Origin of the sequence: Streptomyces olivaceoviridis, from assembly GCF_014650115.1 — a bacterium.
GTDB classification, from domain to species: Bacteria; Actinomycetota; Actinomycetes; order Streptomycetales; family Streptomycetaceae; genus Streptomyces; species Streptomyces olivaceoviridis.
This window is the reverse complement of record NZ_BMUI01000010.1, coordinates 229,090-248,018: the sequence shown is the minus strand read 5'-3', so window position 1 is coordinate 248,018 and position 18,929 is coordinate 229,090. Positions and strand designations below refer to the sequence as shown.

The 18,929-nt window shown below is 76.3% G+C and carries 1 protein-coding gene; it reads right to left on the bottom strand.

Annotated features, from left to right (window positions below):
• Window positions 1-7: 7 nt before the first annotated feature.
• Window positions 8-18,748, bottom strand: coding sequence for a non-ribosomal peptide synthetase (locus IE273_RS21120; protein WP_189816734.1), 18,741 nt, complete (start codon window positions 18,746-18,748; stop codon window positions 8-10).
• Window positions 18,749-18,929 lie beyond the last annotated feature (181 nt).

Genomic DNA, 18,929 nt, shown 5'->3' with positions numbered 1-18,929 from the left:
CGGATCCTCACCGTTCGTGGTCGTGGCCGCCGGCAGCGGCGTCTTCGGCGTCGGCTTCGTAGGAGCGGTTCGCGGGGTCGTCGCCGTACGCGGCGCCCTCCAGCTCACTCAGCACCTGTTCCTCCACGAGGTCCGCCAGGGCGGCGACGGTGCGGGAGACCAGGACGTCGCGGGGCGTGAGCGTGACGCCGAACGTGTCGTTGGCGCGGGAGGCGATGAGCAGGGCGCGCAGGGAGTCGCCGCCGAGCAGGAACCAGTCGTCCTCGGCGCCCACAGTCGTCCCCAGGGTCTCCTCCCAGAGGGCCGCGAGCGCCTCCTCGGTGGGTGTGCGGGGCGCGACGTACTCGGACCGTGCCCGCTCCTCGGCCGGTGCCGGGGCGGGCAGGGCGGCCCGGTCGGTCTTGCCGTTCTCGGTGAGCGGGAAGCGGTCCAGCACCACGAACGCCGAGGGCACCATGTGGGCGGGCAGGGAGCGGGCGGCCAGCTCACGCAGCGCCCCGGCGGTGGGCGGTTCGGCGCCCGGGGCCTTGAGCAGGTGGGCGACCAGCCGGGGCAGGCCCGGTTCGTCCTCGCGTACGGTCACCACGGCGTCCAGTACGCCCGGATGGCGCACCAGGGTCGCCTCGACCTCGCCCGCCTCGATGCGGTGGCCGCGCAGCTTCACTTGGTGGTCGGTGCGGCCCAGGTAGTGCAGTTCGCCCGCGCTGTCACGGCGCACGAGGTCGCCGGTGCGGTACATACGGGTGCCGGGCGGCCCGAACGGGTCGGCGCGGAACCGGTCGGCGGTCAGCCCGGGGCGGCCGAGGTAGCCGCGGGCCAGCCCGGGGCCGGACAGCCAGAGTTCACCGGTGACGCCGTCGGGGACGGGCCGCAGCCGGGCGTCGAGGACGTGGGCGCGGGTGGCGGGCAGCGGGCGGCCGATGGGCGGTGCCGCTCCGTCCGCTTCCAGCGGCGCGGACCAGGTGGCGACGACGGTGGCCTCGGTGGGGCCGTAGGAGTTGACCATGCGGTGGTGCGGGGCCCAGCGGGCGACGAGTTCGGCCCCGCACGCGTCGGCGCCGACGATCAGCGTCTTCAGGTCGGGCAGGGTGCCGGGCGTCTCGGCGGGCAGGGTGGCGAGCGCGGCCGGCGGCAGCAGGGTGTGTGTGACGCGCCCGGCCCGCAGGACGTCGGCCAGCTGGGCGCCGAGCAGCGGCCCGGGCGGGGGTACGACGAGCCGGGCGCCGTGCGGCAGGGACATGCACAGCTCCAGCACGGAGGCGTCGAAGCTGGGCGTGGCGAAGGCCAGGACCCGGTCCCCCGCCGTGACCTGGTAGTGGGCGGCCTCGGCGGCGGAGAACGCGGCGAGCCCGCGGTGGGTGACGACGACGCCCTTGGGGGTGCCGGTGGAACCGGAGGTGTAGATGACGTAGGCCGGGTCGTCCAGGTCGAGCGGGCGGGTCCGGTCGGCGTCGCCGGGCCGGTGTCCGGGCACGTCGTCCGGCGGGGCGGCGAGCAGGTCCTCGACCTCCTTGGCGTCGAGGGTGAGGGCGGGTGCCGCGTCGCGCAGCATCAGGGCGATCCGCTCCTCGGGGTAGGCGGGGTCGACGGGCAGGAACGCGGCGCCCGCCTTGGCCACCGCGAGCTGTGCCAGCACCATGTCCGCCGAGCGGGGCAGCAGCAGCGCGACGAGGTCGCCGGGGCCGGCGCCCCGGGCGATGAGCCGGTGGGCGAGCCGGTTGGCCCGCGCCTCGGCCTCCGCGAACGTCAGGAGCGTGCCCGGCGCGTCGAGCGCGGGCGCGGTGGGCCACCGGTCGACGGCGGCTTCCACGAGCGCGGGCAGGGTGGCGGCGGGCACCGGGGCGAGCGCCGGGCGGGCCGGGCCGCGCAGCAGCCGGTCGCGCTGCTCGGGCGGCAGTACGTCGATGTCGTCCAGGTGGGCGGCGCCGTCCGAGGTGGCCAGGGCGCGCAGGGTGTGCAGCAGCTGTCCGGCCAGGGACTCGGCGGTGGCGGTGTCGAAGTACCGGGGGTCGTAGCCGAGTTCGACGGCGAGCCGGTCGCCGGGCGAGACGACCACGGTGAGCGGGTAGTTGGTGGCCTCCCGGGCGTCCAGGTCCCGCAGGGCGAGCCCGTGCGCGCCGGCGGTCGCGTCGCCGACCGGGTAGTTCTCGAAGACCACCAGGCTGTCGAAGAGCGCGGTCCCGGGCGGCAGTTCGCTGAAGGGGTGCAGCGCGTTCAGGGGCAGGTGGTCGTGGCGGCGGTCCTCGGCCCGCGCCTCCTGCACCGCGCGCAGCCAGCCGGCGCCGTCGGCGGCGCCGTCGACGGCGGTCCGGGCGGGCAGCGTGGTGATGAACAGGCCGGTGATGCCGTCGGCGCCCGGCAGATCGGCGGGCCGTCCGGAGACGGTCGTGCCGAAGCACACCTCCCGTTCCCCGCTCCACCGGGCCAGCAGCAGCGCCCAGGCGCCCTGCACCACGGTGTTGAGGGTGAGCCGCTGCCGGCGGGCGAACTCCTGGAGCAGCCCCGTCCGTTCGGCGTCGAGCCGCCGCGACAGCCAGGTGCCGGAGCGGGCCGTGGTGCCCGGCGCGGGCCTGCGGTCGTAGGGCAGCGGGGTCGGCGTGCCGAAGCCGGCCAGGACGGCGCGCCAGTGGTCCTCCGCCGCCGCGGTGTCGCGGGCGGCCAGCCAGCCGGCGTAGTCCGCGAACGGCCTGCGCTCGGGCAGCCGGGGCGGCTCGCCCCGGGTGAGGGCGGCGTGCGCGTTCATGACGTCGGACAGGACGTGGAAGACGCTCCAGCCGTCCAGCAGGACGTGGTGGAAGGTCCACACCACGCGCACCGCGTCGGGGCCGAGGCGGACCAGGGCGAGCCGCAGCAGCGGGGCCCGGTCCAGGGCGACGCCCCGGGCCCGCTCGTCGGCGAGCAGGCGCTCCAGCTCCGCGTCCCACCGGTCCGCCGGCACTCCGCTCCAGTCGAGTTCGGTGACCGGCGGGTGCGCGCTGCGGTGGACGACCTGGAGCGGCACGGGGACGCCGTGCAGGGCGACGGACGTACGCAGTACGGGGGTGCGGTCGACGACGTGCCGCCAGGCCGCGGCCAGGGTGCCCGGGTCGCGCGCGCCGTCCGCCACGAAGGTGATCTGCTCGACGTACAGGCCGTGTTCGGCGTCGTCGAGGCCGTGCATCACCATCCCGGTCTGGGTGGGCGTGAGCGGATACACGTCCGTGACGTCCGCTCCGCTGCCGACGAGCCGGTCGACGGCCGTCTGGTCCAGCGGTGCGAGCGGGAAGTCGGAGGGGGTACGGCCGCCGGCACCGCCTTCGGCGCAGTGGCGGACGATCGCGCGGAGTTCTTCGGCCAGTTCGGCCGCCAGCCGGGCGACGGTCTCCCGGCGGTGCACCTCGCGGGAGTACGACCAGGTGAACTCCAGCCTGTCGTCGGCGACCCGGCCGAGGACGTCGAGGAGGTACGGCCGGTCCGCCGAGCGGTCCATGCCGCCGGTGAGGCCGCCGTGGGGCGCGTGCAGCAGACCGCCGGGGGCGGGCGTGCCGTCCTGCCGGCCCAGGTAGTTGAAGCAGACCGGCGGCAGGGCGGGCAGCCCGGGGCCGGCCGTGGGGTGGAGGAAGCGCAGGGCGCCGTAGCCGAGTCCGCCGTGCGGTACGGCCCGCAGGTTCTCCTTGACGGTCTTCAGCGCGGTGCCGGTGCCGGCGTCCCGGGGCACGTCCAGGGCGACCGGGTACATCGCGGTGAACCAGCCGACGGTGCGCGCGAGGTCGACGTCCTCGAACAGTTCCTCGCGGCCGTGGCCCTCCAGGGTCACCGCCACCCGGTCCCGGCCGGTCCAGCGGGCCAGGACCCGGCCCAGCGCGCACAGCAGGACGTCGTTGACGCGGGTGCGGTACACGTCCGGCACGTCCTGGAGCAGCCGTCGTGTCTCCTCGGCGTCCAGTCCGGCGGTCACGCTCTCCTCGTCGGCGACGGTGTTCGCGCCGCCGGGGTGGTCGGCGGGCAGCACGGTGCCGGTGTCCAGGCCCTGCCAGTGGGCGAGTTCGGCGTCGAAGCCGCCCGCCTCGGTGTGCGCGGCGAGCCGGCGGGCCCAGTCCCGGAACGAGGTGCTCTTGGCACCGAGAGCGGGCCGCTCGCCGGCCCGCAGGGCGCGGTGGGCGAGGTCCAGGTCCTCCAGGATCAGCCGCCAGGACACGGCGTCCACGACCAGGTGGTGGGCGGCCAGCAGCAGCACCGGCCGGCCGCCGCCGTCCGGCCGGCACAGCGCGGCCCGCAGCAGCGGCCCGCCGGCCAGGTCGAACCCGGCGCCGAGCGCGTCGGCCACCTCGTGCGGCGGGGTCCCCCGGTGCACCTCCAGGTGCGGGGCCTGATCCCCCGGCGCGCTGCCGTACTGCCGCCACCGCCCGTCCCCGCCCGGCTCGAAGCGCAGCCGCAGGGCGTCGTGGTGGGCCAGTACGGCGGCCAGGGCGGCCCGCAGCAGATCCTCGTCCGGGTCCGTGGCCAGCTCGTAGGCGACCGTCTGGCCGAAGTGGGCCGGGTCGCCGGTGAGGGTGTCGAGGAGCCAGTGCTGTACGGGGGTGAGCGGGGCGTCGCCGGTCACCGGGCCCTGCTCGGCGACGGGGGTCGCGGCACCGGGTCCCTCGCCGTGCGGCGACCGCTCGGCGACGGCGGCCAGTTCGGCGAGGGTCTGGTGGCTGAACAGGTGCCGGGGGGTCAGGGCCAGCCCGGCCCGGCGGGCGGCCGAGACGATCCGGATACCGAGGACGGAATCGCCGCCGAGCGTGAAGTAGTTGTCGTCGGCGCCGACTTCGGGCACGCCGAGCACCTCCGACCAGATGCCCGCGAGGACGCGCTCGGCCTCGGTACGCGGCGGCCGGCCCGCCTCACCGGTGGCCGTGGCGGCCCACCGCGGCGCGGGCAACGCCCGCCGGTCGAGCTTCCCGGTGGCCCCGAGCGGCAGCCGTTCCAAGGGGACGACGAGGGCGGGCACCAGGTGGTCGGGGAGGCCGCGGGCGAGGAAGGCGCGCAGCTCGGCGGGGTCCGGCAGGACCGCCTCGCGGGGCACCGCGTAACCGACCAGGCGGCGGTGGCCCGCGTCCTCGACCACCCGGGCCGCTGCCGCCGCCACGGCCGGGTGGCGGGCCAGCGCCGCCTCCACCTCGCCGAGTTCGATGCGGAAGCCGCGCACCTTGACCTGGTCGTCGCCGCGGCCGAGGTAGACGAGGTCGCCGTCGGCCGTCCAGCGGACCAGGTCGCCGGTGCGGTACATACGGCTGCCTGGCGGCCCGAACGGGTCGGGCAGGAAGCGGCTCGCGGTCAGGCCCGGCCGGCGCAAGTATCCGCGGGCGACGCCGGTTCCGGCCAGGAACAGTTCGCCGGGCGCCCCGATGGGCACCGGGCGCATCCGCCCGTCCAGGACGTAGGCGCGGGCGCCGCCGAGCGGCCGGCCGATCGGCGGGTCGCGGTCGGGGTCGGCCGGGTCGCAGGTGAAGGCCGTGGCGTAGACGGTGGCCTCGGTGGGTCCGTAGATGTTGCGCACCCGGCTGCCGGGGACGGCGTCGCGGACCCGGCGTACGGTCCGGGCGGGCAGTCCCTCCCCCGCGAGGACGACGGTGTCCGCGCTGATCCGTACGGCGTCCTCCGCGAGCAGCCGGTCCAGGGCCGACGGCACCGCGCTGAGCAGTCCGGCCCGCCAGGGTCCGGGGCGCTCGGCGAGGGCCAGCAGGTCGCGGACGACCTCCACGCAGCCCCCGGACAGCAGGGGCGAGAAGATCTCGAACACCGACACGTCGAAGTTGAGCGAGGTCGAGGCCACCACGTGCGCCAGGCCCCGGCCGGTGAACTCGGCCGCCGCCCAGTCGGTCAGGGCCAGCACGGACCCGTGGCTGACGAGCACGCCCTTGGGGCGGCCGGTCGAGCCGGAGGTGTGGATGACGTAGGCGGGGTGTCCGGGCAGCAGCGGGCCGCGCCGTTCGCCGTCGGCGACCGGCGTGTCCGGCACGCCGGCGTCCGGGTCCTCGTCCAGCAGGATCCGGGTGAACCGTCCCTCGGGCAGCCGTCCGGCGGTCTGCGTGGCCGTGATCACGGCGTCGGGGCGTACGTCCTCGAAGAGGAACGCGACGCGCTCGGCGGGGTACTGGGGGTCGACCGGGAGGTAGGCCGCGCCGCTCTTCAGTACCGCGAGGAGTGCCACGACCAGGTCGGCGGTGCGGGGCAGGCACAGGGCGACGAAGCGCTCGGGCCCGGCACCGGCGGCGATGAGCAGCCGCGCCAACCGGTTGGAGAGCGCGTCGAGTTCCCGATAGGTCAGGCACGTGTCGCCGTGGCGGACGGCCGGGGCGTCCGGGGTGCGCTCGGCCTGGCGCCGGAACGCCTCGGGCAGCGTGTCGCGCGGTGCCTCGGCGACCCGTCCGCCGAACCGGTCGACCAGCGCCCGCCCCGCGACCGGGTCCAGCAGCGGCAGGTCGGCCAGGCGGCGGTCGGGGTCGGTGGCCATGCCGGTCAGCAGGGTGCGCAGGCTCTCGCCGAGCCCTTCCACCGTCGCGGCGTCGAACACGGCCGGGTCGTAGTCCAGGTGCACGGCCAGGGTGTCCCCGGGCGCGACGACCACGCTGAGCGGGTAGTTGGTCGGCTCCAGGTCCCGCTCCTGCTCCATGGTCAGGCCGTGCCGGGCCAGGGCGCCCTCGTCGAAGGGGTAGTTCTCGAAGACGACGATGGAGTCGAACAGGCCGGTGCCGCCGGGAACCTCGCTCCACGACTGCACCTGGGCCAGCGAGACGGAGTCGTGGCGCCTGGCCTCGGACTGGGCGGCCTGGAGGTCGCGCAGCCAGTCCAGCAGCGGGCGCCGCCCGTCGACGCGGGCCCGGGTGGGCAGGGTGTTGATGAACAGGCCGACCATCGTGGTGACGCCCGGCAGGTCGGCGGGCCGCCCGGAGACGGTCGTACCGAACACCACGTCCTCGCCGCCGCCGTAGCGGGACAGCAGCAGCGCCCAGGCGCCCTGGAGGACCGTGTTGAGGGTCAGCCCGGCCCGCTGGGCGGTGTCCCGCAGGCGTGCCGACACGTCCGGGGCGAGGGTCGTCCGCACCGACCCGGAGGAGGAGGCGCGGTGTGCCTCGGCGGGCCGCCGGTCGCGGGGCAGCTCGGTGGGGGCCTGGAAACCGGCGAGGGCCTCGCGCCAGTACCGTTCGGCCTGGTCGGTGTCGCGTCCGGCCAGCCGGCGCAGGTGGTCGGCGAAGGGCCGGCGCTCGGGCACCCGCGGGCGTCGTCCGGAGGTGAGGGCCGCGTACCGCTCGCACACCTCGTCGAAGACCTGGGCCGCGCTCCAGCCGTCGAGCAGGACGTGGTGGAACGTCCACAGCAGGCGGACCCGGTCCGGTGCCAGCCGGATCAGCGTCAGCCGCATCAGGGGGGCGGTGCCCAGGTCGATGCCGGCCCGCCGGTCCTCGGCGAGCAGCCGGTCCAGCTCGCGCGCCTCGCGGTCGGCGGACCGTCCGGACCAGTCGAGGTGGGTGACGGGCACGGTGGCCCGGTGCCGGACGACCTGGAGCGGTTCCGGGGTCTCCTGCCACACCAGGCGGGTGCGCAGCACCGGGTTGGCGTCCGCGGTGTGCTGCCACGCCTCGGCGAGCGCGTACGGGTCGGTGACGCCGGACAGCACCAGCTGCACCTGGTTGACGTAGGTGCGGCCGGCGGGGTCCAGCAGGCTGTGGAAGAGCATGCCCGCCTGCATCGGCGTCAGCGGGTAGATGTCGGCGACGTCCCGGCCGTCCCCGGCGATCCGGTCCACGGCGGCCTGGTCGAGGCGGGCCAGCGGGAAGTCCGACGGGGTACGGCCGCCCGCGTCCGGGCGGGCGCAGTGGGCGACGATGCCGGTGAGGGCCCGCAGCATGCCCTCGGCGAGCGCGGTGACGGTCTCCTCGCGGTGCCGTCCGGCGCTGTAGTGCCAGGCGATCTCCAGCCGGTCGTCCTCCACCCGGGCCACGACGTCCAGCAGGTGCGGGCGCTCGGTGCCGGGCGCCTCCGCGCCGCCGAGGCCGCCGGGCACGGCCCCGATCAGGGTACCGCCCTCGGCGGACCAGTCGAAGCGGCCCAGGTAGTTGAAGCTGACGCCGGGCGCGGGCGTGCCGGTGAGCGATGCGTCGCGGGCCAGGTGGCGCAGGACGCCGTAGCCGAGTCCCCGGTCGGGTACGGCCCGCAGCTGCTCCTTCACCGACTTCAGGGCGGTGCCCCAGTCCCCGGCGGGGACGGTGAGGGCGACCGGGTGAAGCGAGGTGAACCAGCCGACCGTGCGGGACAGGTCGACGTCCTCGAAGAGCTGGTCCTCGCGGCCGTGCCCCTCCAGGCCGACGGCGACGGTGTCGCGGCCGGTCCAGTCGGCGAGGACCCGGCCCAGCGCGGTGAGCAGGACGTCGTCGACGCGGGTGCGGTAGACGCCGGGGACGCGGCGCAGGAGGCCGTCGGTGCTGTCGCGGTCCAGCCGTACGGTCACCTCCCGGGTGCCGGCCGTGGTGGTGCCTCCGTCGCCGTCCACGGGCAGCGGATCGGCGCAGGCCCGGGCGGCCTTTGCCCAGTGGGCGCGGCCGGCGGCGAACGTGTCGGCGTGGTCGCGCAGCCGGCGGGCCCACTCCCGCGCGGAGGTGGTGCGGGCGGGCAGCCGTACGGGCTGTCCGGACACGGCCTGCCGGTAGGCGGTCTCCAGGTCCTCCAGCAGGATCCGCCAGGAGACCCCGTCGACCACCAGGTGGTGGGCGATCAGCAGCAGCCGGGCGGGCCGGGGGCCGTCGGCGGTGAAGAGGCGGGCGGTGAACAGCGGGCCGGTGTCCAGGCGGAGTCCGGCGTGGGCCGCGGCCGTGACGAGCTCCTCGGCGCGGGCGTCGTGGACCTGGAGCAGGTCGGGGACCGGGCCGTCGGCGGCGGCGACGTCCTGGCGCCAGGCGTCACCGTCGCGGGCGAGCCCGGCGTCGCCGTCGGGGACGAACCGGGCGCGCAGGGCGTCGTGGTGGGTCCACAGCGCGGTCAGGGCGCGGCGCAGGGCGTCCTCGTCCACCGGGCCGGCCGTCTCGATGACGACGGACTGGTTGAAGAAGTCGGGGTGGGCGGGGCGCGGGTCCAGGAACCAGTGCTGGATCGGGGTGAGGTCCACCGGTCCGGCGACCGGTCCGGTGCCGGCGACGGCGGGCCCGGCACCGCCGCCCACGGCGGCCAGTTCGGCCACCGTGGGGTGCCGGAAGAGATCGCGCGGGGTGAGCGTGAGCCCCGCGGCGCGGGCCCGGGAGACCACCTGGATGCTGAGGATGGAGTCGCCGCCCAGCATGAAGAAGTTGTCGTCGACGCCGACCTGTTCCAGGCCGAGCAACTCGGCCCAGATCGCGGCGAGGACGCGCTCGGTCTCGGTGCGCGCGGCGCGGTGGGCCCGCTCGCCGCCAGCCGACCAGTCGGGGGCGGGCAGCCGCCGCCGGTCGACCTTGCCGTTCGCCGTCAGCGGCAGCTCCGCGACGGTGACGAACGCGGCGGGCAGCATGTAGTCGGGCAGCCCGCCCGCGAGGTGGGCGCGCAGTTCGGCGGCGGTCGGCACCTCGGCGCCCTCGGCCGGCACGAGGTGGGCGGCCAGCCGCTTGCGCCCGGCGTCCTCGTACAGGGAGACGACGGCCTCGGCGACGCCGGGGTGGGTGGTGAGCCGGGCCTCGATCTCGGCGGGTTCGACACGGAAGCCGCGGATCTTGATCTGGTCGTCCGCGCGTCCGACGAAGTGCAGCTCGCCGTCGGCGCTCCAGCGGACGATGTCGCCGGTGCGGTACATCCGCGTGCCGGGCGGGCCGAAGGGGTCGGCGACATAGCGGGCGGCGGTCGCGCCGGGCCGGCCCGCGTAGCCCCGCGCCAGGCCGGCCCCCGCGACGTACAACTCGCCGGGTACGCCTGGCGGTTGGGGCTGGAGGGCGGCGTCCAGGACGTACACGCGGGTGTTGTCCAGCGGGCGTCCGATGGGCAGGACGGCGGACAGCGGGTCGCCGGAGCGGAAGGCGCGGCGGGTGGCGAAGGTGGTGGTCTCGGTGGGGCCGTAGCCGTCCACGACGGTCAGTCCGGGGCAGGCGTCCAGCACCCGGCGCACGACCGCGCCCGGCACGGCCTCGCCGCCCGTCCAGACCTCACGGGCGCCGCGCAGGCAGCCGGGGTCCTCCTGGGCCAGCAGCCGGAACAGTCCCGCCGTCAGCCACAGGCAGGTCACGCCCTGCTCCGTGACGGCTCGGCGGACCAGGGCGGTGTCCAGGTCGGCGGGCGGGGCGAGCACGGCCGTACCGCCGCGCAGCAGCGGCACCCACACCTCGTAGGTCGCGGCGTCGAAGGCGTGCGGGGAGTGCACGAGGACCCGGTCGTGCCCGGCGAACGCCCGGTCCAGGGCGAACGCGACGACGTCCCGCTGGCGCACCGCGACCCCCTTGGGGGTGCCGGTGGAGCCCGAGGTGAACATCAGGTACTGGACGTTGTCGGGGTGGACGGCGGGGGCCGCGGGGCCGTCGGTGCCGGATCGGCCGGGGGCCGCGAAACCGTCCGTGCCGGAACGGGCCGGACCCGTGGGAGCGTCCCCGTCGGCGGTGTCGTCCACGCGCACGACATCGTCGCCGGGCAGCACCTCCCGGGCCGTCCGCTCCCACCCGGCGTCGGTGAGCAGCAGGTCGGCCCCGGCCTCGGTGAGTGTCCGGCGCAGCCGCTCGACGGGCGCCCGGCCGTCCAGCGGCACGTACACCCCGCCGCTGCGGACGAGCGCCAGCTGTGTGACGATCAGCTCCACGCAGCGGTCCAAGAGCACCCCGACCGGACGTTCCGGCCGTACCCCGAGCCCCGCCAGCCGCGCCGCCAACCGCTCTGCCCGCGCGTCGAGTTCGCGGTACGTCACGCGCTCGGCACCGGCCTCCAGGGCGACCGCGTCGGGCGTACGGCGCACCTGCGCGGCGAAGAGGTCCGCGACGGTGGTGTCGGGCAGCTCGGTGGCGGTGTCGTTCCAGGCGCGCAGCACCTGTTCGCGGCCCTCGGGGGTGAGCAGCGGCAGCCGGGCGGGCGGGCGCGCGGAGTGGGCGGGCATCCCGGCGAGCAGGACGGTCAGGTACTCGGCCATCCGCTCGGCGGTCCCCGCGTCGAAGAGCTCGGGGTCGTAGCCGAGGCGCAGGGTCAGCCCGGTGCCCGGGTAGGCGGTGAGGCTCAGCGGGTAGTTGGTGGTCTCGATGCCCTCCAGACCGCTCAGGCGCAGTCCGTGGGCGGCGGCGAGGTCGTCGTCCACCGGGTAGTTCTCGAAGACGACGATGCTGTCGAACAGGCCGACCCGCTCGGGGAGTCCGGTGAACGCCCGCATCCGGGTGAGCGGCAGGTGGTCGAAGCGCCGGTCCTCGCTCTGGTCGTACTGGAGCGCGCGCAGCCAGTCGAGCAGGGTGCCGTGGTCCGGGACGGTGACGCGGGTGGGCAGGGTGGTGATGAACAGACCGGTCATGGCCTCGGCGCCGGGCAGCTCGGGCGGCCGTCCGGACACGGTGGTGCCGAACACCACCTCGTTCCGGCCCGCCTGCCGGGCCAGCAGCAGCGCCCAGGCGCCCTGCACCAGGGTGTTCAGGGTCAGGCCGGAGGTCCGGGCCAGTTCCTCCAGCGCCCGGCCGGCGGCCGGGGACAGCGTCGCCCGGACGGCGTGCGTGGACTCGGCGCGGTGGGCCTCGCGCGGCTCACGGTCGTACGGCAGCGGGGTCGGCTCGGTCAGGCCGGACAGGCGGCGCTGCCAGTGCCGTTCGGCGGCGTCCGGGTCGCGCCGGCGCAGCCAGTCGACGTAGTCGCGGTGGGGCGGGCGGTCCGGGAGGCTGCCGGGGTCGCCGCCGGCGTGGTCGGCGAAGACGTCCGAGAGCACCTGGAACAGGCTCCAGCCGTCCAGGAGCAGATGGTGGAAGGACCACACCACGCGCACCTCGGTGGCGGAGAGGCGGGCGAGGAGCAGCCGCTGGAGCGGGGCGCGGCCGAGGTCGATGCCGTCCGCGCGGTCGCGGGCCAGTACGTCGTCCAGCCGGGCGCGGCGCTCGCCGTCGGTCAGGTCGCGCCAGTCCAGGTGGGTGACCGGTACGGTCGCGTGGCGCCGCACCACCAGCAGCGGCTCGGGCACGTCCTGCCAGACGACCCCGGCCCGCAGCACCTCGGTGCGGTCGGTGACGTGCTGCCAGGCGGCGGCGAGGGCCCGCGGGTCGGGTACGCCGTCCAGGACGAAGGTCAGCTGCTGGAAGTAGACGCCGCGGTCGTCCTGGGACAGGCCGTGGAAGAGCATGCCCGCCTGGGTGGGCGTGAGCGGGTACACGTCCGTGACCGCGGCCGGGTCCGGGCCGGTGATCCGGTCCACGGCGGCCTGGTCGAGCCGGGCCAGCGGGAAGTCGGACGGGGTGCGCCCGGCGGCTCCCGGCCGGGCGGCGTGCCGGGCCAGGTCGGCGAGTGCGTCGGCGAAGCGGCCCGCCAGGTCGGCGACCGTGTCCTCGCGGTGCAGCCGGTCGGTGTAGAACCAGGTGAACTCCAGGCTGTCGCCGTCGAGTTGACCGACGACCTCCAGGGCGTGGGGGCGCTCGGCCGCCGGGTCGGCGTCCAGCTCCAGCGGCCGGACGGTGCCCTGGTAGAGGCCGTCGGGGTTCTCCGGCAGTCCCATGCGGCCCAGGTAGTTGAAGCTGACCTGCGCCTCGGGCGTGTGCGGCGCCGCTCCGGGGTCCGCCAGGTGGCGCAGCGCGTCATGGCCCAGACCGTGCCGGGGTACGGCGCGCAGCTGCTCCTTGACCCGCTTGAGCACGGTGTCCCAGCCGGCGTCCTCGGGGACGGCGAGCGCGACGGGGTACCGGGTGGTGAACCAGCCGACCGTGCGGCTGATGTCCAGCTCGGGGAAGAGCTCCTCGCGGCCGTGCCCCTCGACGTCGACCACCACCCGGTCCCGGCCGCTCCAGGCGCACAGCGCCCGGCCGAGGGCGCTGAGCAGGACGTCGTTGGCCTGGGTGCGGTAGGTGTCGGGCAGGGTGCGCAGCAGGGCGGAGGTGTCCTCCGGGCTCAGGCGCACGGTGACGGCGCGCTGTGCGGCGTAGGTGTCGGCGCGCTGTGCGGCGTCCCCGTCGCGGTCTGTCGCCGGCACCACGGGGTCGGTTGCCGGAACGGCCCGGGTCCAGTACTCCCGTTCGTCGTCGAAGCCGCCGTCCGCCGCGTGCGCGGCCAGTCGGCGGGCCCACTCCCGCAGGGCCGAGGACTTCGCGGGCAGCGCCGCCGCGCCGTCGTCGCCGGCCCGGCGGGCCCGGTAGGCGCGGTCCAGGTCCTCCAGCAGCACCCGCCAGGACACCCCGTCGACCACCAGGTGGTGGACGGCGAGGTGCAGGACGCGGGGGCGGCCGGTTCCGTCGGCGTGCAGCACGGCCCGCAGCAGCGGGCCCCGGGCGAGGTCGAAGGGGCCGAAGTGGGGGGTGTCCGTGTCGGGGCCGGTGTGGTGGGCGAGGCGGAGGCGGGGCGCCCGCTCCTCGATGTGCCAGCGGACACCCGGGGCGCTGTCGTCGGTGACGAAGCGGGAGCGCAGGGCGTCGTGGTGGGCGACCAGGTCGTTCAGCGCCTCTTCCAGCGCCGCCGGGTCCAGGTCGTCCGGCACGCGGACGGACAGCGCCTGGGCGTAGTGGCCGGCGCGCTCGGCGACGGCGTCGAACAGCCAGTGCTGGATGGGTGTCAGGGGGGCCGGGCCGGTGGCCGCCTCGGGGGCGGGGGCGGCCTCGCGGGGGCCCCGGGCGGCGTCGGCGCAGCGGGCGAGGGCGGCGACCGTCTGGTGCCGGTAGACGTCCCGGGAGGTCAGCGACAGCCCCTCCTGCCGGGCGCGGGCCACCACCTGGATGCTGAGGATCGAGTCGCCGCCGAGTTCGAAGAAGTTGTCGTCGACGCCGACGCGTTCCACGCGCAGGACCCCGGCCCAGATCGCGGCGAGCGCGCGCTCGGTGGGCGTGCGGGGCTCGACGTGCCGCACCGCGCGCACGGCGGGGCCCGGGTCGGGGAGCCGGGCGCGGTCGAGCTTGCCGTTCGGGTTGAGCGGCAGGGCGTCGAGCACGACGACGGCCGACGGCACCATGGAGGCGGGCAGGGTACGGCCGAGTTCCCGGCGTACGGCCTCGGGCTCCACCCGCTGTCCGGCGGCCGGGACGACGTATCCGGCCAGCCGCCGGTGGCCGTCGGCGTCGGTGGTGACGGTGGCCGCCGCCTCGGCGACGCCCGCGCAGCGGCGCAGCGCCTCCTCCACCTCGCCCAGTTCGATCCGGAAGCCACGCACCTTGACCTGCTGGTCGATCCGGCCGACGTACTCCAGGGCGCCGTCGGCACGGCGGCGCACCAGGTCGCCGGTGCGGTACATGCGCTCCCCCGGCGCGCCGAAGGGGTCGGCGACGAACCGGGCGGCGGTCAGTCCGGGCCGGTGCAGGTAGCCGCGGGCCAGACCGCCGCCTCCGAGGTACAACTCGCCGGTGACACCGACCGGTTGGGGCCGCAGGGAGCCGTCGAGGACGTAGGCCCGGGTGAGCGCCACCGGTCCGCCGATGGGCGGGGCCTGCTCGGGCAGCCGGTCGCCGGCGAACCAGGCGGTGGCGTACACGGTGGCCTCGGTGGGCCCGTAGACGTTGGCGACACGGCACCCGGGAAGGGCGGCGCGCAGGTCTCGCAGCGTCTGCTCGGGCAGGGCCTCACCGGCCAGGACGACGGTGCCGGCGGCGACGGGTGCCGTACCGCCCGCGATCAGGCGGGAGACGACGGACGGCACTCCGCTGAGCAGCCCGGCGCGCCGGGGGCCGGTGCCGTCGGCGAGGGCCGGCAGGTCGGGGACCACCTCGACGCTGCCGCCGGCCGTCAGCGGGCACAGCAGCTCGAAGACGGAGACGTCGAAGTTGAGGGAGGTGGAGGCGATCACATGGTCCAGGCCGGCGGCGCCGAACCGCTCCTTCGTCCAGGCGGCCAACGCGGCGACCGTGCGGTGGGTGACCACGACCCCCTTGGGGCGCCCGGTGGAACCGGAGGTGTAGATGACGTACGCGGGATGGTCCGGCAGCAGTGGCCGGGGCCGGTCGGCGTCGGTGACGTCCGTGTCGGGCACGGCCGGGTCGGCGCAGTCCTCCAGGAGCAGGGGAGCGCGGTCGGCGGGCAGGGCGGCGGCGGTCTCGCGGGTGGCGAGGACGAGGGCGGGCCGGGCGTCGTCGAGCATGAGGCGGACGCGCTCGGCCGGATACCCGGGGTCGACGGGGAGGTAGCCCGCGCCCGAGGCGAGCACCGCCCACAGCACGGGCACGAGGTCGGCGGTGCGCGGCAGGCACAGCGCGACCAGGGTCTCCGGGCCCGCGCCGCGCGCGAGGAGTTGCCGGGCCAGCCGGTTGGCGCGCCGGGCGACCTCGGCGTAGTCCAGCCGGTCCGGGCCGCAGATGACGGCGGTACGGCCGGGGGTCCGGGCCGCCTGGGCGCGGAACAGGTCGGGCAGCGTGCCGTGGCGGGTGTCCCGGGAGCGGCGGGCGGGCGGGTTCCAGCTGTCGACCAGGGTGCGCTGTTCCCCGGCCGAGAGCATGGGCAGCTCGGCGAGCGTGCGGCCCGGTCCGTCCGCCATGCCTTCCAGCAGGCGGTGCAGATGGGTGGTCAGCCGGGCCACGGTGGTGGCGTCGAACAGGTCCGTGTTGAACTCGGCGGTCAGCACGCAGCCGCCGTCCTGCTCCGGTGAGAACTCCAGGACCAGGTCGAAGCGGGCGGCGGGGCGGGGCAGCGGGTGCTCGGCGAGCCGCAGCCCGCCGGACCGGGGCGGCACCGACAGGGCGGTCTGCTGCACGACGAGGGCCTGCACCAGCGGGGTGCGGCTCGGGTCGCGGGGCGGGGCCAGCTCCTCGACCACCCGGTCGAACGGCACCCCGTCGTGGGCGAAGGCGTCCAGTACGGTCGTCCGCACGCTCTCCACGAACCGGTCCACGGTGGCCCGTTCGTCGACCTCGCCCCGCAGCACCACCGTGTTGGCGAAGAAGCCCGGCACGTCCTCCAGGTCGCGTCGGCCGCGCCCGGTGGTGACGGTGCCGAACGCGACGTCCCGCTGCCCCGAGCAGCGGGAGAACAGCAGCGCGCAGGCCCCCGCGAAGAGCGTGAACAGCGTGGTGCCGCGTCCTGCGGCGAGCTGCCGCAGCCGGGTCACCAACTCCTCGGGGAGCGGGTGCCGGTGGGCCGCTCCGGCGGTGGTGCGCACGGCGGGACGCGGCCGGTCCGTGGGCAGCTCCAGCTGCTGCGTGCCCGCCAGGTGCCGTCTCCAGTAGGCCAGATCCGCCGCGTCGGCCTCGGTGGCCCGCTGCCGCCGCTCCCACACGGCGAAGTCCGGGTACTGCACGGCGGATCGGGCGAGACCGTCGGGTTCGCCGGTGGTCTCCGCGTGGTACAGGGCGGCGAGTTCGCGAGTGAGGATGCCCACCGACCAGCCGTCGGTGACGATGTGGTGCTGGGCCAGGAGCAGCAGGTGGTCCTCGGCGCCGAGCCGGACGAGCAGCGCCCGGGTGAGCGGGCCGGCCGCCAGGTCGAAGGGGCGGCCCAGTTCCTCGGTGAGCAGCGCCTCCGCCGCGTCCGGGCGGCGCGCGTCGGGGACGCCGGTGAGGTCGGCCGTGCGCAGGGGCAGGTCCGGCTCCGGCGCGACACGCTGGGCGCCCTGCCCGTCGGCCGTGGTGAACGTGGTGCGCAGGGAGGCGTGGCGGGCGGCGAGGCGGTGCAGGGAGCGGCGCAGCGCGTCCGGGTCCAGGGGGCCGCGCAGCCGCAGGGACACTCCGGTGTTGTACTCGGTGCCGCCCTCGGTGAGGTCGTCGAGGTACCAGAGCCGCCGCTGCGCGCTGGACAGCGGCAGGGCGCCGTCGCGGGGCGCCGGCGGTATCGGCTCCGGCGGTGCGGCGGCCGACGGATCGCCCAGCAGGGGGGCCAGGGCGGCGACCGTGCGCGCGGTGAACACGTCCCGGACGGTCAGCCGGACACCCAGCTCGTCCCGGATCCGGGCCAGCGCACGGGCGGCGAGGATCGATTCACCGCCCAGGTCGAAGAAGTCGTCCGTCACACCGACCGTGTCGACGCCCAGCACCTCGGCCCAGATCCGGGCGAGGGCCCGCTCGTCCGCCGAACGCGGCGCGACATGGCCCTGCGCGACGGTCCGCTCCGGCGCGGGCAGGGCCCGCCGGTCGATCTTGTGCTGCGGGGTGAGCGGCATCCGGTCGAGCACCACGACGGCGGACGGCACCATGTGGGCGGGCAGTGCCGCGGCCACGGCCGAGCGGAGGGCCGCCGGGTCGAGGGGGTGCGGGGGGTCGGCGGGGGCGGTGGGGTCGCCGGAACCCTGCCCGGCCGGGGTGACGTAGCCGACGAGGCGTTGGTGGCCCGGCTCGTCCTCCCGGACCACGACCACCGCCTCGCCGACGCTCCCGGCGCCGGCGTGGCGCAACGCCGCCTCGATCTCGCCCGGTTCGACGCGGAAGCCGCGGATCTTCACCTGCCGGTCCAGCCGGCCCAGGAACTCCAGTTCCCCGTCGGCGGTCCAGCGCGCCCGGTCCCCGGTGCGGTACAGACGGGCGCCGGGCGGGCCGAAGGGGTCGGCGACGAACCGGGCGGCGGTCAGTCCGGGGCGGCCCAGGTAACCGCGGGCCACCGCGTCGCCGCCGATGAACAACTCGCCGTCCGCGCCGGCCGGTACGGGGCGCCGCGCGGCGTCGAGGACGTACACCCGGGTGTGCGGCAGGGCGCCGCCGATCGTCGGTGTGCCCCGACCGGCGGTGAGCGGTCCGGTCCAGGTGGCGACGATGGTGGCCTCGGTCGGACCATACGAGTTGATCATGCGGCGGCCGGGTGCCCAGAGGTCGACCAGGGAGGCGGGGCATGCCTCGGCGCCGACGATCAGCGTGCGCAGCCGGCGGGCGGTGCCCTGCGCGGGGTCCGGCAGGGTGGCCAGCGCGGCCGGCGGGATGAGGGCATGGGTGATGCGGTGCTCGTCGAGGACCGCGGCGAGTTCGTCGCCGAGCCAGGGACCGTGCGGCGGTACGACGAGGGTGGCGCCGGACAGGACGGAGGCGCACAGCTCCAGCACGGAGGCGTCGAAGCTCGGCGAGGAGAACTGGAGCACGCGGTCGCCGGGGCCCACCGCGTACCGTTCGGCGGCGGCGGCGGTGAAGCCGCCGATGCCGCGGTGGGTGACGGTCACGCCCTTGGGGGTACCGGTGGAACCGGAGGTGTAGATGACGTAGGCGGCGTGCTCGGCGTCGACAGGGGCGTCCGCGTCGGCCGTGTGTCCTGGGCCGTCGTCGGTGTCCAGCAACGCGCGGACCTGGCGCGGATCGTCGAGGGTGACGGCGGGCGCGGCGTCGGCGAGCATCAGCGCGCGGCGCTCGGCGGGATAGGCCGGGTCCACGGGCAGGAAGGCGGCACCTGCCCGGGTGACGGCCAGTTCCGCCGCGATCAGCTCCATGGAGCGCGGCAGGACCAGGGCGACGATCTGGTCGGGCCCGGCTCCTCGCCGGGTCAGGTGTACGGCCAACCGGTCGGCGCGGGCCGCGAGTTCACGGTAGCTCCAGGTCCGCCGGCCGTCGGTGAGCGCCGGTGCGTCCGGGGTGCGGGCCACCCACGCGGTGAACAGCTCGCCGAGCGTCGGACGCGCCGGCACCGCCGCGCTCCGCGACGCGCCGGCGGCGGGGCCGGCCTGGGGCGGCAGGGAGGACGCCGGTGCGGGCTTGTCGTGCAGGTCCGTCATGGGTGAAGTCCTTTGGAGAGCGGGACGATGCGGCGCGGACGATCCCGGGCCACCGACGGGGCGGTGCGCGGGCTCGGGGTGACACACCGGGTGTGCGGTACGGGGTGCGGGGGGCGACTGGGTGCCCGGTACGGGGGGACCGGAGGGCACGCTCAGGGGTGCCACCCGGCCGGTGACGACT